This is a genomic window from Niallia taxi (assembly GCF_004005475.1).
Taxonomy (GTDB): Bacteria; Bacillota; Bacilli; order Bacillales; family Cytobacillaceae; genus Niallia; species Niallia taxi.
This window is the reverse complement of the sequence record NZ_RZTZ01000013.1, coordinates 51,976-72,356: the sequence shown is the minus strand read 5'-3', so window position 1 is coordinate 72,356 and position 20,381 is coordinate 51,976. Positions and strand designations below refer to the sequence as shown.

At 38.4% G+C, this 20,381-nt stretch carries 22 protein-coding genes; 18 read left to right on the top strand and 4 right to left on the bottom strand.

Features of this window, described 5'->3' with window-relative positions:
• Window positions 1-5: 5 nt before the first annotated feature.
• On the top strand, window positions 6-641 hold the full coding sequence (locus EM808_RS22535; RefSeq protein WP_127741016.1) for a C40 family peptidase: 636 nt from the start codon (window positions 6-8) through the stop codon (window positions 639-641).
• A 31-nt stretch (window positions 642-672) separates the two neighbouring features.
• Here the strand turns inward: EM808_RS22535 and EM808_RS22530 are convergent, their stop codons facing one another.
• A complete protein-coding gene (locus EM808_RS22530) occupies window positions 673-1,689 on the bottom strand; it encodes a Gfo/Idh/MocA family protein (protein WP_127741014.1) in 1,017 nt (338 codons plus the stop codon).
• 168 nt (window positions 1,690-1,857) lie between these two features.
• Here EM808_RS22530 and EM808_RS22525 point away from each other — a divergent pair, with 168 nt between their 5' ends.
• From EM808_RS22525 to EM808_RS22515, 3 genes are all read left to right on the top strand, one after another.
• Window positions 1,858-2,184 (top strand): hypothetical protein, encoded by a 327-nt coding sequence (locus EM808_RS22525; RefSeq protein WP_127741012.1) that lies wholly within the window; start codon window positions 1,858-1,860, stop codon window positions 2,182-2,184.
• A 192-nt stretch (window positions 2,185-2,376) separates the two neighbouring features.
• The gene (locus tag EM808_RS22520) at window positions 2,377-2,925 is read left to right on the top strand and encodes a GNAT family N-acetyltransferase (RefSeq protein WP_127741010.1); all 549 of its coding nucleotides are present in this window, start codon (window positions 2,377-2,379) and stop codon (window positions 2,923-2,925) included.
• A gap of 175 nt (window positions 2,926-3,100) precedes the next feature.
• A complete protein-coding gene (locus EM808_RS22515; protein WP_164849748.1) occupies window positions 3,101-4,081 on the top strand; it encodes a DUF3231 family protein in 981 nt (326 codons plus the stop codon).
• A 258-nt stretch (window positions 4,082-4,339) separates the two neighbouring features.
• On the opposite strand, the gene EM808_RS22510 is transcribed toward EM808_RS22515, so the two are convergent.
• On the bottom strand, window positions 4,340-4,849 hold the full coding sequence (locus tag EM808_RS22510) for a CBO0543 family protein (RefSeq protein ID WP_127741006.1): 510 nt from the start codon (window positions 4,847-4,849) through the stop codon (window positions 4,340-4,342).
• A 188-nt stretch (window positions 4,850-5,037) separates the two neighbouring features.
• Between EM808_RS22510 and EM808_RS22505 the strand changes: the two genes are divergently transcribed.
• From EM808_RS22505 to EM808_RS22495, 4 genes are all read left to right on the top strand, one after another.
• Window positions 5,038-5,679, top strand: coding sequence for a DUF4272 domain-containing protein (locus EM808_RS22505; RefSeq protein ID WP_127741004.1), 642 nt, complete (start codon window positions 5,038-5,040; stop codon window positions 5,677-5,679).
• 188 nt (window positions 5,680-5,867) lie between these two features.
• On the top strand, window positions 5,868-6,746 hold the full coding sequence (locus EM808_RS22500) for a DMT family transporter (protein ID WP_127741002.1): 879 nt from the start codon (window positions 5,868-5,870) through the stop codon (window positions 6,744-6,746).
• 540 nt (window positions 6,747-7,286) lie between these two features.
• Window positions 7,287-7,424, top strand: a complete 138-nt coding sequence (locus tag EM808_RS28735; protein WP_164849747.1) for a hypothetical protein — start codon at window positions 7,287-7,289, stop codon at window positions 7,422-7,424.
• A gap of 149 nt (window positions 7,425-7,573) precedes the next feature.
• Window positions 7,574-7,900, top strand: a complete 327-nt coding sequence (locus tag EM808_RS22495; protein WP_127741000.1) for a YnfA family protein — start codon at window positions 7,574-7,576, stop codon at window positions 7,898-7,900.
• A gap of 48 nt (window positions 7,901-7,948) precedes the next feature.
• Here the strand turns inward: EM808_RS22495 and EM808_RS22490 are convergent, their stop codons facing one another.
• Window positions 7,949-8,866: an aldo/keto reductase gene (locus tag EM808_RS22490; RefSeq protein ID WP_127740998.1), complete on the bottom strand. Its 918-nt coding sequence runs from the start codon at window positions 8,864-8,866 to the stop codon at window positions 7,949-7,951.
• A gap of 258 nt (window positions 8,867-9,124) precedes the next feature.
• On the opposite strand from EM808_RS22490, the gene EM808_RS22485 reads away from it, so the two are divergent.
• The 8 genes from EM808_RS22485 (at window position 9,125) to EM808_RS22450 (ending at window position 17,817) form a co-directional block, all read left to right on the top strand.
• Window positions 9,125-10,270 (top strand): tetratricopeptide repeat-containing glycosyltransferase, encoded by a 1,146-nt coding sequence (locus tag EM808_RS22485; protein WP_235856690.1) that lies wholly within the window; start codon window positions 9,125-9,127, stop codon window positions 10,268-10,270.
• A 110-nt stretch (window positions 10,271-10,380) separates the two neighbouring features.
• Window positions 10,381-10,677 (top strand): antibiotic biosynthesis monooxygenase family protein, encoded by a 297-nt coding sequence (locus tag EM808_RS22480; RefSeq protein WP_127740996.1) that lies wholly within the window; start codon window positions 10,381-10,383, stop codon window positions 10,675-10,677.
• A 267-nt stretch (window positions 10,678-10,944) separates the two neighbouring features.
• Window positions 10,945-11,538, top strand: a complete 594-nt coding sequence (locus EM808_RS22475; RefSeq protein WP_127740994.1) for a cell wall hydrolase — start codon at window positions 10,945-10,947, stop codon at window positions 11,536-11,538.
• Window positions 11,539-11,709: 171 nt separating this feature from the next.
• Complete coding sequence (locus EM808_RS22470; protein WP_127740992.1) at window positions 11,710-13,482, top strand: helix-turn-helix domain-containing protein; 1,773 nt, start codon at window positions 11,710-11,712, stop codon at window positions 13,480-13,482.
• A 149-nt stretch (window positions 13,483-13,631) separates the two neighbouring features.
• On the top strand, window positions 13,632-14,936 hold the full coding sequence (locus EM808_RS22465) for a Zn-dependent hydrolase (RefSeq protein ID WP_127740990.1): 1,305 nt from the start codon (window positions 13,632-13,634) through the stop codon (window positions 14,934-14,936).
• A gap of 15 nt (window positions 14,937-14,951) precedes the next feature.
• Entirely contained in the window at window positions 14,952-16,136 is a 1,185-nt protein-coding gene (locus EM808_RS22460) for a M20 family metallopeptidase (protein WP_127740988.1), read from the top strand.
• Window positions 16,137-16,153: 17 nt separating this feature from the next.
• Entirely contained in the window at window positions 16,154-16,348 is a 195-nt protein-coding gene (locus EM808_RS22455; protein WP_127740986.1) for a DUF3311 domain-containing protein, read from the top strand.
• Window positions 16,345-17,817, top strand: a complete 1,473-nt coding sequence (locus tag EM808_RS22450) for a sodium:solute symporter family protein (protein ID WP_127740984.1) — start codon at window positions 16,345-16,347, stop codon at window positions 17,815-17,817. The genes EM808_RS22455 and EM808_RS22450 overlap by 4 nt, the downstream gene beginning before the upstream one ends.
• A 273-nt stretch (window positions 17,818-18,090) precedes the next feature.
• Here the strand turns inward: EM808_RS22450 and EM808_RS22445 are convergent, their stop codons facing one another.
• Window positions 18,091-18,411, bottom strand: coding sequence for a hypothetical protein (locus EM808_RS22445; RefSeq protein WP_127740982.1), 321 nt, complete (start codon window positions 18,409-18,411; stop codon window positions 18,091-18,093).
• A 183-nt stretch (window positions 18,412-18,594) separates the two neighbouring features.
• On the opposite strand from EM808_RS22445, the gene solA reads away from it, so the two are divergent.
• Window positions 18,595-19,737 carry an N-methyl-L-tryptophan oxidase gene (gene solA / locus EM808_RS22440; protein ID WP_127740980.1) on the top strand — a complete coding sequence of 381 codons (1,143 nt, stop codon included), beginning with the start codon at window positions 18,595-18,597 and terminating at the stop codon, window positions 19,735-19,737.
• A gap of 128 nt (window positions 19,738-19,865) precedes the next feature.
• Window positions 19,866-20,330, top strand: coding sequence for a hypothetical protein (locus EM808_RS22435; protein ID WP_127740978.1), 465 nt, complete (start codon window positions 19,866-19,868; stop codon window positions 20,328-20,330).
• Window positions 20,331-20,381: the final 51 nt, after the last annotated feature.

Below are 20,381 nucleotides of genomic sequence, written 5' to 3'. Positions count from 1 at the left end.
AAAAAATGAATAGTATTTTATATAGTGAATTGGAAAAAACATTAAAAACTGGCGACATTGTTTTATTTAGCGGCCAATACCAAATAAGTAAACTCGTAGAAAAGCTGGAGCATAGTAAATGGTCTCATGTAGGCATGATTGTTAGACCTGATCCAAATGGAGAAGTATATTTCTTTGAATCTACTGCTTTAATTAATCTTGAGGATGTTATGGAGCATGATAACAAAACCGGTCCAAAGCTTGTTAAACTGATAGATCGTCTTGAGACATACGGAGCAGATCTTGTTCCATATGTTCCACCAGTTTATGCGGTTCGCCGATTCCTTAAAGACACAGTGAATGAGGAAATGCTGTTTGATTATATTAAAAAGGTGCATGGCATACCGAATCCAGGTGAATGGAAAATGATTGAAGAAGTTATTGAAGGAAGAATCTTTTCTATTCCGTCAAAAAGCCATGATTACACATGCAGCAAGCTGATTGGCGAAACATTAGAAACGCTTGGATTCTATCACCCGAAAATGCCTCTTAACGGGCTTATGCCGATGGATTTTTCCACAGATAGTCATATTAAACAGCTAACCTCTTTATGGGATAAAGAAATTATGATTAATCTTGTCCAACAAGAGGTGATAAGCTGATAAAAAAAGCTGGCGGAAGATACCGCCAGCTTTAAAAATGAATTTTTTCTCCTTTTTTGGAGCTTTCGACAGCTCCAAAAACCATCATCATGCTTTTTAAATTATCCCTGCAGTCCGTTTCTGCGTTTCTATTTGCTTCTATTGATGCAAACATTTCATCAAGGCAGCCCCAATGACCTTCTTGACCGTTCCAGCTTCCTTCAAAAACTTGTTTTTTGACTGGATAAATAAAACTATTCTCATCAGAAGAATCTTTTCTTTCTGCATATGGGGTATTTATACCATCCCAAGCACCGCTACCTAAGCTTCCGGTTGCACGCCAGTCTGATTCCCATGAGGTTTGGAGACCTTCTGCACACCAAGAACCGTTATACGTAAATACAGAGCCGTCATCCATTTCAAAAATACAAATGGCTGATGCATTGCCTTTATACCAGGAGCCTGGTGGATTGTATTCATAGCAATAGACGGACACTGGATTTGCCTGAAGAAGAAATCGTGCTTGGTCAAATGTATGTATGGCCATATCGACAATTAATGGGTTATCCATCATGTCCCGAAAACCGCCAAAATGAGGACCAAGGAAAAAGCTAGCATGAAGGGAGCCAATCTTTCCGATTACTCCGGATTGGAGCAGCTCCTGATAGGCTCGTATTTGTTTGTTGTACCGTCTATTCTGCATGACCGTGTATCTTTTACCTGATAGTTCGGACGCTAGGACCAAATCTTTCGCTGCATCGAGCGTTTCTGCCATCGGTTTTTCACCAAATACATGACAGTTAAGCTTTAATGCAGTAGATACAATCATTGGATGTGCTGCAGGAATAGTGATATCAAACACTAGATTCGCACCTGTATTTTTTATAGCTTCTGTTAAATCTGAAAACACAGGCACATTCAGCGTGAACTTTTCAGCTAATGCTGCAGCAGTTTCTGTTTGTAAATCAACGAGCCCTACAATCTCAGCGTTTTTTCGCTGTAAGGCATATTCAATCCAAGTATGAGACATTCCTCCACAGCCGGCAACGACAATTTTATGGTTAACCAAGCGCAACACCTGCACTTTCATAAGGTTATTAAAGCGTTTACATATATTGAGTATAACGAATTCCTGCCCTCCTGGGAACAGGAATATTGGAGTAAAAACACAAAATTTCATCCATAGAAAATAGCACAAGGGCAATACTATAGAAAGAAAAAGGCAAGGAGGCTGACTATGCCAAAGAAACCAGAGGCTTCACTAGATGGGACAGCAGAAAAAGAATCAAATGTTGTACCGCTTAATAAAGAAAGCAGTAAGGATCAAATAGCTGAGCTGAATCGAATGCTGGCAGCTGTTATGAATTATATTTCGGACGATGAAGTAGAAGAAATAGATGTTACATATTTACTTCAGAACACAGAAGGTCTCAAAGAATGGTGGGATGAATTTAAGGAAAGCAACAGGAAGGATGTAGAAGAAGAAATAAAAAAATCATTGAATAAGCTTTCCTTAAAGGAGCTTGAACAAATCCGTGAACAAATAAAGGAGAAACAAGAGTGAAGCTGTCTTTTTTAGGACAGCTTCCTATTTTTGTAAAGAAATCAGCAAATGTATTGTAGCCATTTCACTTGATTGTTAAAATAGGAAAATAAGCTATTTATGTTAAAACCCTACTAACAAATAAAGCACAGACTCTGCGCACAGGAGTCTTTTTTTGCTTTGTAACATAATAAAAAACAGGGAGAGATGCTCATGAAAGTAAATACAGAGGGAATGCAATTCCAAAACAAAAACGAAACGTTTTACATAAGAACAGCTAAAGAAAAAGATGCTCAAAGCCTATCAGCCCTGAGGCTGCAAATTGATGGAGAAACCGAAAATCTGGACAGGGAAAAAGGCGAAGGCTACTTAGACGAGCAAGCTTTCATAAAGGTGATTATGCGTGATGCCTATGCTAAAAACAACCTATTTTTAGTGGCAGAATCAAAAGGAAGGCTTGTTGGCTTTTCCAGATGCGAAGGCAGCGATTTGAAGCGCATATCTCATAAAGCGGAATTTGGTGTTTGTGTTTTGAAGGACTATTGGGGATACGGAATCGGCAGTATGCTCCTTAAAACCTCCATCAATTGGGCGGAAGGCAAAGGCTTAAAGAAGCTTTCCTTACATGTTCTGGAGTTAAATCAAAATGCGATTTCTTTGTATAAAAAACATGGCTTTGAAATAGAAGGTATATTAAAAAACGATAAACTGCTGGCGGATGGCTGTTATTACAATACGATTGTCATGGCAAGACATACTTAAATGTTTTACTAATTTTGAGAAAGGAGCACAGGTCGGTCCATTGTATTGTAGTATTTAGAGTATGAGCGAAATCATCCCTCTTTCTTATAAAGAAAAAAATGGTATAGAATTGTTTTTGCAACAAATACTAATGATACCGTAAAAATTTTCAGTGTTTTGAAGGAGCATGAAACAGATGAATAGTGATAAATTAACCTCTGTAGAATTTGGTGCATTATGGACAACCTATCATAAAAAAACAATGATACTACGAATTTTAGAGCATCTAATTCAGCATGCAGAAGATCATAAAGCGAAGACATTAATGAGTGGCTTATATGAAAAGCTTGAAAAGAAAGTTATCGAAATGGAAGAAATCATGGAAAGAGCTGGAGCAGCAAAACCAGTCGGCTTTACAAAGGAAGACTTTCATGAGAATGCGCCTGCATTGTTTACAAATGGTTTTGATATTATGTTCTGCCGAATTTTAAAGGAAATAAGCATGGGGATGTATGTCCTTCATACGACCATTTCTTACCGAGCAGAAATTATTAACTTTTATCGAGAACTGACGGAAATAACGCATTTATATTACCACCATTTCACAGATTATTTACTTAAGGATGGTTTTTCTAAGCTGCCGACGACAGTAAAGCTGCCTGACTCCATTGATTTCATCACAGATACTTCTTATATGAAAGGAACCAATCTTCTTGGTCAAAAAAGGCAATTAAATACGGTGGAATATGGACTCCTTTATCATTCTGTGGAAACAAATCTTTTCGGCATGCAGCTGATGAAGGCATTCGCACAATGCTCGAAGGATAAAGAGGCAAAGCAATATTTCACAAAGGGACAGCAGATTTCAGAGGAAATATTGCAAGGGACGGAGAAAATACTTTTAGAGAACAATATTCCCTCTCCGACAATGCCAGGAGGTGTGCTGACTTCCTCGGTTGATGCCCCTTTTTCAGAAAGGCTAATGCTATACTGTACATATCTATTAGGAGGATTCAGCATTGGCGGACAAGGATTCAGCTCAGCTTTTACATTGCGAAATGATATTATTGCTAAATCCGCCATTTTTGCAAAAGATGCCTTTGAATATACATTAGAAGGAGCTAAGCTAATGATGGAAAAAGGCTGGATGGAAGAACCACCAAAAATGGATATTTAACACCAGAAGGACAGCTTTGGTCCTTTGCGACAAAATAGTATGGGCTATCTTCCATAACGAGAAGATAGCCTTTTTTATTTATACTTGTCAGTGAGACTCGTACTAGATTAATCTGAATCATTTAATAATTCTCTTAGTCATGAGCTCTCTTTTAGTTATACTAAACCTCTATTACAATTTTTTATACAACTATTGTCGGTACGTAGGATGACTGAATTTATGTATGGCTCTATAAGAATGAAATAGAATTCGTTCCTGTTATGCTCTTAAAGGTATTTTAAACACAAATAATAAAAAGATTACGATTAATACAGACAGAAAATAAGATAGGAAGGGACGTTTATGATGCAAGCGAAGCATCACGAACATAGTACTGTAAAAAGGAATCTCCATCCATACCTCATAGCCGTTTATCAATTCAATCCGCTTAAAATACAAAAAGACCAATTCTACTAAAAAAGAGCATATGATCCATTTAATAATATATTTGCTTTGGATGACATTGTTCCCTTCAAAAGGATAGTTCGCCAAGTAAAGCAGTGCTAAGACAGGCAAATTTACGAAGCTGTGCAGTATATCCACTAAAATGGGATAATGCTGAAAAATATCAGGCGTATATCTCCATAATGGTTTACGATGGCAAAGAAGATTATATAGTAAGTCACAAATAATTATGTACATCACAGTAAGATGATAGGTATGGATTTTTTTCCAATCCTTCCTGAAATAACATACTAAAATCAGAGTTATGGAAAGTAGAAGATGCATTTTTTTCCTCCTATCACCTTAAACAAGCAGGCATTAATCTTATGTGCATGTATATATAGTTTGTTGTTATTTACAGTTATTATTCATAGCTATGGATAACTGCTTTTTTTCTGTTGGAAAAGGAAAATGAAGCCTAAATGTTGAAATAAAAAAAGAAGGAAAAAAATGTTTTAAAAGGTTGTGATAAAATGTCGAGTCAAATGCTGCGTAAATCGCGGTCAGAAAAGGAACTAATGCGTATAAATGTGCCGATAAACGAACACTTACCATATGTAGAGGCTGAAAGAGATGTACTTATCCGTTCTAGGGTGGAGATTATTAACCGAATAATCCCTTTAGCGATAACTGCTGCTAAAGCACTCGAAGCACCTGACGAGTATTTGGCAGAAGCGGTTGAGGAATTTCAAGCTAACAATCTTTTTACAGATGAAGAACGGCAATTTATGGAGTCTGCGACCACAAATGAGCAGGACAAAATAAATTATTCATGGAAATTAGAAAGTATATGGGTGCTTTTATGGTCTGTAGGTCTTGTCCCAGAATTAAATTCCCCTGCTAAAACTTGTGATGTTGATCTGTTGTTTGATGTTGTTCTGAACAGCTCGAAGGATGACCTAATAAACAAGGCTTCTGTTAAACAAAAAAGCATCATTCTCGATGAATTAGACTTTATCTATCGTGCTCATTGGTCAGTCCGAAATGCCCAGCTGCACGGGACTGACATTCCTGCTGCATTAGATGAAGGTGTTGTATATGAAAGGCATTATGCTTTTAATTGGCTTGTTCACTATATGGATCAGGAATGGGAAGAAATAAGCACGGATACATAGTCGTTTATCCAGCTGGCAGCATGTCAGCTGGATTTTTACACTTATAGTCGAGTAAGACGAGCGAATAAAGCTGCATAACCAGCAGATTCTACTGTGTTAACAAATGATGAAAGAACCATCCATCTGTTCATTCATAAAATAATACTAGCCATTAAGAAAGAGAATAATTAGGTACAGGAGGTTAACAATTGCTGAAAGGATATATGTATAATATTTCCTCCATACTGATGATGGGGATTGGGCCGCTAATTGCGAAGTTTGGTCTTCAAACAATATCTGCGAGCACTGCCGCTTTCATCAATGCATGCACAATAATTATCGCCTGTTATATTTGGGGACTCCTGCTAAAGCGCCCTGTTAGATTTTATGTGTCCAAGGATATGACCATTTTATCTTGCTGTAATGTAATGGGTGTATTACTCATGTATGTTAGTTTAAGTTTACTTTCTCCTGTTCAAATCGGTTTTTTAGGTAGGTTTTATACAGTGTTTGCTGTTTTGTTATCGTTCTTTATGTTAAAAGAAAAAATTTCGAAAATGGAGTGGATGCTTGTTCTGGTGGCAGTTGGTGGCACATTTATGTTTATTGCACCGAAGGATAGTGGCAGCCTATCCATTATCGGAATCATTTGTGCAATAATGTATACCTTCTTTTTTGCATTATGTAATGTATTAGTGAAACAACGAATGGAGAAGGGCGTTCATTCCAATTCGATTTTGTTCACAAATAGTATATGGACAGGGGCTTTACTTGGGATATATATGTTGATTTCCCCGTCAGGCTGGCAAATAACGCCAAGCGGTGTGGCATTTACAACAATTGCTTCCCTTATGACAGGCTTCTTAGGAACATTGTTTTTGTATGAGGCATTGAAACGAATTAGATTTTCAATAGCAAATATTATGAGGGCCTCAAGCCCAGTTTTGCTGGCAGTTGTATCTTTCCCGTTTTTCCCTGTTGAATTAACACCTTTGAACATCATTGGCGCAGGCATTCTTTTGGCCTCGATTATGTTAATTGGAATTGTCGATTTTAAAGGGAGAAGAGTGGATAAAGGAATACAATAATGGAGAAAAACACATAAAAGAAGGAAACTCTAATTATTTTACTCCATGAAACTTTGTAAGCGGTTCAATAAAGAAAGATTCAAGGTTATTTGTTCTAAACTGCTTACCTCTGGACATACCATTCTCTTATACAAAAGAGCATCATACATTACAGCAACCTGTCGTTTTAAACGATAGCAGCATATGTTGAAAAAATTAATCGAGGAAAAACCGCTTCGCTATAAAAAATGTAATGTATTTGCTGATCCTTACTCTCCACATTACAGACAAGATAATGCGGAAACAGCACAGAATTTGTTGCTAGACTTTATACAAGACAGAGGAGGATACGTTTACCATACTAAAGAACTAAATGATTGCTGATTCTGGACGATATAAAGGGAGATAAGAGTAAAATGCCTATTATGATTCTTATCACTATTGTATTTTAGCCTTAAAAGGACGGGGACTACCGCTACTTTTAAGGCTTTTTATTTAGCTCCTTTTACATAAAATTTCTGCTAAAGCAAAAAATACAGAAAGGATAAAGGAGGAATAGCAATGGGTAAACAAGAAGATACAACAAGTGAAGGCTTAAATCAGATTTTTGAGATTATTAATGCAAAGGGCGATATTGGAGAAATTAAGCAAATATTAAAGAACCCTTTAAATGAAGATACAGATGACCAAAATGAATAAGTACTAACAAGCCCACATTTTGAGAATGTGGGTTTTTTATTGAAGTTAGGGCTGTTTTCCATCATAATTTTTAATGAAAGACACTGTGAGAATGTATAAATTAGTTTGATAGTAACAAAAATTAAATTGTTTTTAGGAGTTAACTCTATATGTTTTATTCTATTATGATGTTTATCATTGCAGGGCTTGCTGAAATAGGTGGCGGCTATCTTATTTGGATATGGTTAAGAGAGGGAAAACCGCTTCATTTCGGAATAGTTGGTGCTATTGCTTTGGTGCTGTATGGGGTAGTAGCAACTTTTCAAACCTTTCCTTCTTTCGGCAAGGTTTATGCAGCCTACGGTGGCGTATTTATTATTCTGTCTGTGCTTTGGGGTTGGGGCATTGATAAAAAAACGCCTGATTTATATGATTGGATCGGTGCAGGAGTATGTTTAATTGGTGCAGGTATTATTTTATTTGCTCCCAGATCCTAATTAGTATGAAAAAGGGCAGCTTCTGTAAAGGAAGCTGCCTTTTTATTATTATGGAAGGATATTTCCGGCTGCGCGGAAAATGTCATACCATTCTTGTCGTGATAAATGAATGTCGCTTGCTTTAATGCAGTCCTTCAATCTTGTTTCATTCATTGTACCGATGACTGGCTGCATTTTTGCAGGATGGCGTAATAGCCATGCGATGGCGATTGTTGTGTTGCTGACACTGTATTTTTCGGCGATTTCATTAATTTTTTGGTTCAATTCAGGGAATTTCTCATTATCCAAGAATACTCCTTCAAAAAATCCGTATTGGAATGGTGACCAAGGCTGAATGGTTATATCATGAAGTCTGCAAAATTCAAGAATTCCTCCGTCACGATTAACAGCAGCATCATTCTCCATATTCACATTAAAGCCACTAGAAATCATGGTGGAGTTTGTAATGCTCAATTGAAGCTGGTTAGCAACAATCGGTTGTTTAACAAACTTTTGTAATAACTGAATTTGCATAGGGTTTTGATTAGACACACCAAAATGGCGGACTTTCCCTGCGCTTTCAAGAATGTCAAAAGCCTCAGCTACTTCCTCAGGTTCAACAAGTGTATCAGGGCGATGCAATAGGAGGATATCAAGATAGTCTGTGTTCAATCTTTTTAAGCAGTTGTCCACAGATTCTAAAATATGTTCTTTAGAAAAATCAAACATTCCTTTGCGAATTCCGCATTTTGATTGCAAAATAATTTTCTCCCGAACATCTGCATTCATATGTATTGCTTCAGCGAAAATTTCCTCACAGCTTCCTGCACCGTATATATCAGCATGGTCGAAAAAGTTTGCTCCTTGTTCTAAAGCAGTTTGCACAAAATGCTCTGCCTCTTTCTTATCAAGTGAGTTAATACGCATACACCCAACCGAAACAACTGGAACTTCTAAGCTGCTTGCTCCTAGCTTCATGGTTCTCATGATTTTTCCCCCTTTATGGTTGTCCTAAAAAATTCATCTAGGTTATTAGCCTGCTAGATGTTTAAGAAATGGCAATAGTGCCTAATAAGCCTAAATTGAATTATAAATGAGAGCGATTTCACCGTCAACTTTCAAGATTTATGGGATAAGGAAAAATAGAGACACTTATAGAGATACTCGTCCTGCCAAAAATAAGCATAAATCATACTATATTTGTGACAGGTAGTGGATCGTACCGCAAGTAGAGGAGGAAATACCATGACCAATATAACACTTTGCATGATTGTCAAAAACGAATCCCGAATTATAGAAAGATGTCTTCAATCTGCCGCTCCCATCATTGATTCTTTATCGATTTGTGACACAGGCTCAACAGACGACACTGTTCAAATAATAGAAAACTGGGCGAGTGTTAATGGCAAGAACTGTACGGTGCATCATACACCATTTCAGAATTTTGGTTACAATAGAACACTATCCGTGAAACTTGCCCAACAGACATATCCTGATTGTGATTATATTCTTTTACTCGATGCAGACATGATTTTACAAGTAGAGGAAGGATTTACGAAAAAGGAATTATCAGCTGATCAATATTTACTGATGCAAATGAATAATGCTTTGAAATATTGGAATACGAGGTTAATTAGTGCAAGGAGGCAGTGGGAATCTGTCGGAGTGACACATGAATATTGGGAAATGAGAAGAGATGCCACTAACATAATCGAGATTGGAAAGCTGACATCTTTGTATATTTTAGACAAAGAAGATGGCGGAAGCAAGCAGGATAAGTTCGAAAGAGACAAACGATTATTAGAAGCTGCAATTAACAATAATGAGAATGATAAGCATTTGAAACGGAGATATATTTTTTATTTAGCACAAACCTATTATGATTTGCAGGAATGGGACAATGCGATTGCAGCATATCAAAAGCGAATAAAGGAAGGTGGATGGGAGGAAGAAATCTACTATAGTATGCTTAAAATCGGTCTAGCATATGAACAGCTTTCCATGTATTTTCCAGCGGGAGAAAAAGCAGACCGTTTTATTGCATTAGCTTTGCTTCATTTACAAAGAGCATGGGAATTTCGGCCATCAAGAGCGGAACCAATTTATCACCTCGCGAGAATTCATCGAGAAAATAAGAATTATCGTATTGCATACTTGTATGCTGCAGAAGGAAAAACGATTTCTTTTCCTGTCAATGACCTGCTGTTTGTCGATTTTCCTGTTCATGACTATTTGTTTGACTATGAAATAGCCATATCCGCTTATTATATAGAAGAAAAAAGAGAAATCGGCTTAAAGGCAATAAACAGCTTGAAGGAAAAGCAGGATAAACTTCCGGCCTATTTGCAACTGTGGTTAAACGAAACAAATAAATTTTATCAATCCTATTAAAAAGACATTGCGGGTAAGTCAGTGTCTTTTTTTTATTTAAGAAAAACATAGCAGGAATCTTACAACGAGTGTAGAAAAGAATTACATTAATAAAGATGGGGGGAACAAGCATGATTTTAGAAGCTGCTATGCTTCAAGTAAGGGAAGGAATGGAGCCAAAATTTGAACAGGCCTTTATCGATGCGTCCCGAATAATTGCCAGCATGGAGGGCTATATTGACCATGAATTACAAAGCTGTCTGGAGGCTAAGGGGAAATATCTGCTGCTTGTAAGATGGAAGGAGCTTGAGGATCATACGATTGGCTTCAGACAGTCTGCAGAATATGAACAATGGAAGAAGCTGCTTCATCACTTTTATGACCCATTTCCGACAGTAGAGCATTTTACAAAGGTTTATCCTCGATAATTAATAGACTTAAATATACTATTAGTTAAATAAAGGGCCGCTAATCATGCAATACTGCTGCAATACTCCTGTAACAAATGGAGAAATATGCAGTTTTTGAGGTTTTTTTATTGGTAATGCCTTCCTAACTCAACAAAACAGATACTTATGCAGCAAGCATTTATGATGTTACTTTGCTAATAGCTAAAATTTGGTACATGTATAACTATATTACATCTGTTAATCTACTAGAGTATTAAAAACGTAGTCTTAGGAGGCTAATCATCTATGAAAAACGTAAAAAAACTTCTTGTTGTTTCAACAATTGCCCTATCTCTATTCGGGTTTAATACACAATCAAAAGCTGCATCTAATCATGTAGTCAAAAGCGGCGAAACGTATTGGATTATTGCAAAAAATTTCGGTGTTTCAGCAAACAGCATAAAAAGCGCGAATAAATTAACAAGCAATATGCTTTATACTGGACAGACTCTTACTATTCCAGCTTCTACTATTTCCGCAGCGGATAAGGATTTAATGGCACGTCTTGTTTCAGCAGAGGCAAAAGGCGAACCTTATGCAGGTAAAGTGGCAGTTGCAACAGTTATTTTGAACAGACTGGATAATGCTGATTTTCCTGACTCTATTAAAGCAGTTATCTATCAAAAGGATAGTGGGTATTATGCCTTTACTCCAGTGCAAAACGGTACGATTAACAATGCTGCAGACGCAGATTCGAAAAAAGCTGTAACAGAAGCAATTGCATCACGAGGACTAAGTCAAGGTTCTTTATACTTCTATAATCCTAAAACATCAACAAGTGACTGGATTCTTTCTCGTCAAGTAACAACGAAAATTGGTAACCACACTTTTGCTAAATAATAATAAAAAGGTGAGCATCACTTCATTTACGGAGTGGTGTTTTTTGTTCCATTTTAGTAGGATTGGCTAAACCGAAAACGCTATACATCAATTTACACTATTTATTGTGTGAATATTTTGTTGTATTCTACAATATATAGACTGAATTAGTGCTGGCTGGAGGAATCATCATTGAATAAAGATAAACAACTTATGAGTTTGATTAATGCTGCTCAAGCACTTACCTCTACATTGGATTTAGATGAAGTACTGCAGCAATTAATAAATGAGACATTAAATGTAATAGATGGAGCCGATGCGATTCTGCTGTTTGTCTATGACAAGCGTTCAGGCAAACTTGCGGCAAAAAACGGGGTTGGTGTCGAGCTTTCCTATTTGCAGGAAATTAAACTGCATCCTGGTGAAGGGATGACAGGCAAAACCTTTTTGAGTAAAAGAGGGCAAATATTTAGTCATGTTCAAGAAACAGAAAGAGGCATGGAAAATATTAGAGGAGATAATAAAAGTCTGTTTCAAAAGGCAGTAGGGGCCTTTCGTTATCATCCTGTCAGCACCATTTGTGCTCCCCTTCTGTCCAAAGACGAATGTATTGGCGTACTGACAATTGACAGTTTTTCAGAGGATGTTCATTTCACAGAGCATCATTTGCTTTTGTTAGAAACTTTTGCCGCTCAAGCAAGCATCGCGATCGAAAATGCGAAGTTTTTTGCTGATACAGAGCGCTCCAAAAAGATACATGCAGAGCTTGCAACAGCGTCCATTAACCAAAAGGGATTAGAACAGATAACTAGTACATTATCACAGCTCATTGAAGAAGAGGTGTGTGTGTACAATGAGTTTTTTGACCTTCTTTCTGCCTCGTCTCCATATTCTGAGGAATTAGGTGCTTCTAAAAAAGCAAAAATAATTACCTTATTTAAGGAAGAGATGCCAAAAGACGGCAGCTTGTATTGCCAAGAAGAAAAGTTAACGCTCATACCAATAAAAACAGATGCAAGGATTATTATCGGACTACTAGCCATATTTAGCGAGGGTACAGATAATCTTGATACATTGGATTTACTGGCAATCGACCTTGCCAACAATATATTTGCACGAGAAATTATCGGTCAGGAAAGGCTGCTTTCTGATTACTATAAATATGAAGGCTATTTATTAGATCAGCTTTTGAGCCAGAGATTTGATTTCTTTTCTGGTCCGCAAAAAAACATTATTGGTCTGTCAGACAACTACCGGTATTTATGCATTAATATTCAAATTCCAAACCAGCTGCTAGAATTTGAAGAGCTGAACGTTAAGAAACAGCATTTCCACCGATTGTTATTCCGAGAGATAAAAAAACTGAATTATAAAGTTCTCGTATCGGAAAAAAATATGGAATACGATGTGCTTGTGATGATTCACGATCGAAAAACGGAGGAGGAAATCATCGAGATTTTCTACAGCTTCTTTAAAGATTTGAAAGCAAAACTTTCTGATTTAATACATTTTGAATTTCATGTCGGTGTTGGAAGAGTATTTATGCAGATAAGTGAAATTCAAAGCTCTCATCGTGAAGCAAAGATTTGCTCCGATTATATAAAAGCAAATGGCAAGGATTTAATTATCCTTTCCTATAAATCGCTTGGTATATACCGTTTATTTATTAAACAAGAGCAACAAGAGCTTCACGAGTATGTAAATAGCACAATCGGCCTGTTAATTGATTATGACAGGACACATAGCACGGATTTACTGTCAACGTTAACGGTTTATATGGAAAATAAGCAGAATATGACACTGACAGCAAAACAATGTTTCGTCCATTTAAATACTATTAAATACAGGCTGCAAAACGTGAAGGAAATCTTGGGACTTAAAAGCCTGGAGGGCAAGGAAATGTTTGAGCTTCAGCTTGCTATTTATTTGTATGAATACGTAAAAAAAGGGATTGGAAGACAGTAGACAAATGTCGAAAATCTTCAGATTGAATCGACGCACTATCCAAACCAGACAAAAATACCTGTATTATTTTGTCTGGTTTGGATATGTTTAAAATTATCTAACTATTCTAGAATTTCTAAATAATGATACAAATTATGAGGGGGTACAACATGGTAGCTTCAACAGCTAGAAAATTGGATGAGCTTCTTTTATCTGACTATAATCATTCCCATGATTATGGAGGGGTTAGTGGAGCGAGGCTGGCACAAAGACTGTATGAATTGTCCAAGATAGGTCTGACGGAGGAAAACGGCTCGTATCGAATCGGCTTCTCTGCAGAGGAACAACAAGCAAAGCTGCTAGTCGCAAAATGGATGACAGAAGCAGGTCTTGATGTCACACAGGATGGTGCAGGCAATATTATCGGCAGATTAGCCGGGAAACAAGCAGATCTGCCTGTTATTCTTTCTGGTTCTCATGTAGATAGTGTGCCAAATGGAGGTCATTTCGATGGACCGTTAGGCGTACTTGCCGCACTGGAGGTTGCCGAAAGCTGGAAGAAAACAAACCATCAGCCTGAGCATCCATATGAAGTAATCATCTTTACAGATGAAGAGGGAGCCCGATTTAATGGTGGTTTGACTGGAAGCAGAGCAATGGCTGGTAGCATAGAAGCAGACAAACAGCTTGGTCTTGTTGACATCAATGGAGCAAGCTTTCAACAAGTAATTGAGAATATTGGTTTGTCTGTACCTTCCTTCTTTGCTGCTAAAAGAGACTTGTCAAAAATCAAAGCATATGTCGAGGTCCATATTGAGCAAGGCAAACGGCTGGAAAAAGAGAACCTGCCTGTTGGAATTGTCTCTGGAATTGCTGGACCAAGCTGGCTGAGAATTACGTTTACTGGTGCTGCAGGACATGCTGGTAATACACCAATGGATGACAGACAGGACGCTTTAGTTGCTGCAGGCGAATTAATTGCCGCAATTCCTCATTTGCCACCAAGTGTAAGCCCAACCGCTGTTGCGACAGTCGGGAAGCTCCAAGTACATCCAAACGGTGTCAATGTTATTCCAGGGAAGGTCGAAATGTTTGTTGATATTCGCGACATCTATGAAGACAAGGTAAGTGAGCTCGTTCAGCTCACAATTGACAAGGCTGAAGCTATTTCTGCTAAGTATGGAATTACATTGTCCTATGAGCAAACCCTAAAGGTTTCGCCGATGCTTGTCCCAGATGACATGAAGAACCTGCTTACAGTATCAATGGATGAGATGGGGATAAAGCCTCTCTATCTGCCAAGCGGTGCTGGCCATGATGCAATGGTTCTCGGCAGTCATATACCTTCTGCGATGATATTTGCCCGCAGTAAGGATGGCATTAGTCACAATCCTGCGGAATGGACAACACTGGATGATTGTGTACAATCTGTTCACCTATTGAAAAAGATGCTCGAAAGGCTAGATAAAAACTAAAAGGAGTGATACATAATGACAGCAACAACAAATTCTATACAAGCAATAATCGATGCCGTAAAAGACGAGGTAATTACATATAGACGCTACCTGCATCAAAATCCGGAGCTTAGCTTTGAAGAAGAAAAAACATCTCAATATATTTATGATCAGTTACAATCCTTTGGAAATATTGAGCTAACGCGACCAACAAAAACAAGCGTTGTTGGCCGTATTATCGGTGCAGCTCCTGGTAAAGTTGTAGCAATTCGTGCAGATATGGACGCCTTGCCGATTCAGGAAGAAAACGATGTAGAATATGCTTCAACAAACCCTGGTGTGATGCACGCATGCGGTCATGATGGTCATACTGCCATGCTGCTAGGTGCAGCAAAGGTTTTATCTTCACTTAAGGATCAATTACATGGTGAAATTCGCCTTTTATTCCAGCACGCAGAGGAGCTGTTTCCTGGAGGAGCGGAGGAAATGGTCCAAGCAGGTGTCATGGATGGCGTGGATACAGTAATTGGTGCTCATTTATGGTCACCGCTTGAAATAGGCAAGATTGGTATTGTATATGGACCGATGATGGCCTCACCAGATACTTTCTATCTTACTGTGAACGGCAAAGGCGGCCACGCGGCACTTCCGCATCAAACCGTTGATTCCATTGCTGTTGCCTCACAGGTAGTAACAAACCTGCAGCATATTGTTTCGAGAAATACAGATCCACTCGATAATCTTGTTCTGTCTGTCACTAAATTTATTGGCGGGACAACACATAATGTTATTCCTGGCTCTGTAGAAATTTGCGGGACTGTGCGCAGCTTCGATCCTGATTTACGCAAGGAAGTGCCAAAGCTTATGGAAAGAGTCATTAAAGGGATAACAGAAGCACACGGAGCAGCTTATGAATTTAACTATGAGTTCGGCTACAGACCTGTCATTAATGATGCTCGTGTTACAGAAGTACTCGAAGCGACCGTTGCAGAAGTGTACGGTGAGGAAGCAATTGACAAAATGAAGCCGAATATGGGTGGCGAAGACTTTTCTGCCTTCCAGCAAGTAACGGAAGGTTCCTTCTTTTATATTGGTGCTGGCAATCCAGAGAAGAATGCAGACTTCCCTCACCATCATGCCCGTTTCGAGATTGACGAGGATTCGCTTGAAAAGGGAGTTAATCTGTTTGTCTATAGTGCTATTAAACTACTAGAAGCTTAAATTGAGGAGTGAACATAATGATTAAAGTATTGGCTCTGCTTCCGTTTGTTTTTATGCTTGGAGGAGCATATGTATTTAACCAGGTTACACCATATGTGTTAGGAATGCCGTTTTTGCTGTTTTGGTGTGTGTTATGGACAGTACTAACATCTGTTATTATGGCAATTATTTATAAAATCGATCCAAAAAACAAAGAAGGTGAAGCAGAATGAACGCAGCATTAGTCATCATTTTTGCCACAATGCTATTATCAATCTTTTTAGGAATACGTGCAAAAAAAGGAAAAGACATGGATTTGGAGCAATGGTCTGTTGGGGGAAGAGGCTTTGGATCTATTCTAGTATTCGTATTGATGGCAGGAGAAATCTATACAACCTTTACCTTCCTTGGCGGAAGCGGCTGGGCATATAGTAAAGGTGGACCAACGTATTATATTATTTCATACGGTGCACTTGCTTATATTATGTCTTACTTTTTACTTCCAAAAATCTGGCGTTATGCTAAGGATAACAGGCTCGTTTCTCAATCAGACTTTTTCGTCAGCAAATATAAAAGTCCTTATTTAGGAATTCTTGTGTCTCTTGTTGGGTTTGTCGCAATGATTCCATACTTTGTTCTTCAATTAAAAGGACTTGGCATCATTGTATCAGAAGCATCCTATGGCCATATTTCACCAACAGTAGCCATCTGGATTGGCATTGTTGTTGTAACCGTTTATGTCATGGTATCAGGGATTCACGGATCTGCCTGGACAGCTGTTGCAAAGGATATCCTTATTCTTGGTGTTGTACTTTTCTTGGGAATTTATTTACCGCATCATTATTATGGCGGTATTCAGCCAATGTTTGAAGCAATTGATTCTGCGAAGGCAGGCTTTCTTTCCTTGCCAGATTCCGGACAAAGCTCTTCTTGGTTTGTAACAACTGTTTTACTAACTGCATTAGGCTTTTATATGTGGCCACATACATTCGGTTCTATTTATTCCTCTCAAGGAGAAAAAGCGTTCCGAAAAAATGCCATTTTCATGCCATTATATCAATTGGTTCTTTTATTCGTCTTTTTCGTTGGTTTTGCCGCAATCCTGCAAGTGCCAACATTAACTGGAGCAGACACAGATTTGGCATTGCTTCGCTTGTCCATTCAAACATTTGATCCATGGGTAGTTGGTATTATTGGAGCAGCTGGGATTTTAACTGCGCTTGTTCCTGGTTCGATGATTTTGATGGCAGCAGCAACACTCCTTGCAAAAAACGTCTACAAAGTATTGAAGCCAAGTGCCACAGACAAGCAGGTTACAAGTATGGCACGTTATCTAGTTCCAGTCGTTGCCTTGATTTCCGTGTTTGTTACCTTTAAGGGCGGCGGAACATTAGTTGCCTTGCTTCTTATGGGCTATAGCTTAGTAACACAGCTATTCCCAACACTATTGTTCAGTTTAATGAAAAATAACTTCGTAACAAAAGCAGGTGCATTTGCCGGTATCTCAACAGGTGTAGCAACGGTTGCGTTTGTGACGATTTCCGGCTCAACAGTCGGAACAATATTCCCATTCCTGCCACAAGCAATTCAGGATTTTAATGTGGGAATCATTGCATTAATTATCAACCTTATCGTACTTACAGTAGTTTCGCTGTTAACAAGACCAGTGGAAGTATTAAAAACAAATTCTAAACAGGTGTAAAGTAATAAGCAGGAGGGCTGTCCTCCTGCTTATTTTTAGTTTCTAGCCTTTTTAATATAAAGTCTTTAAAGCATCTGGCTGTATGTATTCACACGAGCGATTCTTGAGCGCTTCATCTGCGAGATTCATCATTTTTAAGCAGGCTTTTTAAGTCATTGGATAGATAATAATCTTTGCAACATATATGGATACACCTACCACCTAGCATGATATTAATTGTTATTTCATTATTAAATAGAAAAAAGAGGTAGTAACCACCTCTTTTCTCCTGAATTAACGTCCTTGTGGGTATTGCTTATGCCATTCATCCCAATGACCATTTGGATGTTGATGATCCTTTTTCCAATAATTTTGTTGGAAGCCGTTATGTGGGTCCTGCCAGTTTTGGTGTTGATAAGGCTGCTGATAGCCTCCAAATGGATAATGATCATGGTCATGGTAGTTGTGGTTCCAGTTGTCATAAGATGGCTGCTGATAGCCTTGCCAGCCTCCAAACGGGTTGGAATGTGGAGATTGTTGCCAATTTCTGTATGGATTGTAGCTTTGTTGTCCTTGTCCCCATGGCATATACGGTTGGAATGGTCCAAATTGCATGTAATTCACCTCTTTGTCAGACTCTTTATAAAGTATGCGGATTCCTAGTTCTTGAGCATATCCTTATTTGGATGAAGCCATTTTTTTGTTTAGTGTTTATTTTTTTATTTTTCCGAAAGTAGAACAATGGTATGATTGGCTTTATAACAAAAGAGTTTGTATAGATAGAGAGGAGTTATCGTAATGACGCAATATGATGCAATAATAGTTGGCGCTGGATCAATGGGAATGGCGGCAGGCTACTATTTAGCGAAACGAGGGATTAAAACACTACTGATTGATGCTTTTGATCCACCGCACACGAACGGTAGTCACCATGGAGATACACGCATAATCAGGCATGCATATGGAGAAGGTGCGGAATATGTGCCGTTAGCATTAAAAGCTCAAGAGCTATGGATGGAGCTTGCGGAGCTTTCTAAAGAGGAGCTGTTCTTACAAACAGGTGTCCTGAACATCGGGAAAGACGATTCCGTTTTCCTGAAAAATATTATGGATAGTGCACATACATATAAGCTTGCAGTCGATAAATTAGATGCTAACCAGGTGATGGAGCGTTGGCCAGGTATTAAGCTTCCTGACAATTATATCGGCTGTTTTGAAAAGTCATCTGGTGTACTTAAAAGCGAGGCATGCATAGAAGCCTATAAAAAGCTTGCGATTGAAAGAGGTGCGGATCTGCTTACATACACAAAAGTGTTGGATATAGAGGTACAGGAAAGTTCCGTAACAGTTAAAACAGCAAGCAATACGTATCAAGCAAATTCTCTTATTGTTAGTGGAGGAGCATGGGCAGGGAAGCTTCTAGCTAAGCTTGGTCTCCATCTCCCATTAAGCCCCACAAGAAAAACCTTCGCCTGGTTTGAGGCAGACGATGTGCATTATGGAAGCGAAAACTTTCCGGCGTTTTCCTTTGAAACAGATCAAGGGATGTATTATGGCTTCCCCAGCATTGCGGAAGCTGGCCTAAAGATAGGGAGGCATGACGGAGGCATCAAGATGGACCCAGACGTAGCAGTCAGCCCATTTGGCGAAGTAGCGGAGGATGCAGGAGATGTGCAGCAGTTCCTATCCACTTATATGCCATTAACGAAGGAATTGAAATTTGGGAAGACGTGCACATATACTCTGACGCCGGATGAAGACTTTATCATTGACCTTCATCCTACTTATAAAAATGTTGCTATTGCTGCCGGCTTCTCGGGTCATGGCTTTAAATTCAGCAGTGTAGTCGGCCAAATCTTAAGTGATCTCGTAGCAACAGGGAAAACGGAACATAATATTAGCCCATTTTCAGTAAAAAGGTTCCAAGTTCCTGTTAAATAACCGTAGTTGTTATTATTTTAAAATATCCATTCATAGGAATTAACTAAAACGCCAATTTAGGCGTTTTTTTATTTGAAAGTAACATATTTTTCCAAAGGTACGTCTAATGAGTGAAAGGAGGAATATCAATGAAAAAGCTGATTTCGTTGCTGATAGTGGGTATTTTGCTTAGTATGATTATCTTTTTTGAAAGTCGTGTCAGCATGCCTGCTGCAATCTTTACTATAAATGGTCAAATAGTGCCTACTGTACAAGGGAGCTATTGTTGGGATGGAGTTTTACAAAGCGTTTGCAGTGATGCTCCCACACCAGAGATAGTATGGAAAGAGAAGGAAATAGAAGCGGTTTATGTTCATCCTGGTGATCGCGTTAAGTTGACATTCACGAGAACTCCCTTTGAAAATTCGATAAATGTGGCAAATTGGTCAAATGATCAGGAAAATACGGCAGTTTTGGACGGTAATTATTTAGTGCTCCCTGAGAAAAGAGGAGTATATATTTACGTTGTTTCTGCAAAGTGGGAACGAGGCAGCTCAGCTTTCACCTTTATGGTGGAAGTAGAAGGAAGGGATGAGGCAAAAAACTTTACGTGAAAACAAATTTCATATATCTTTAATTCGAGATAAATAACCATTAAAGGAGAA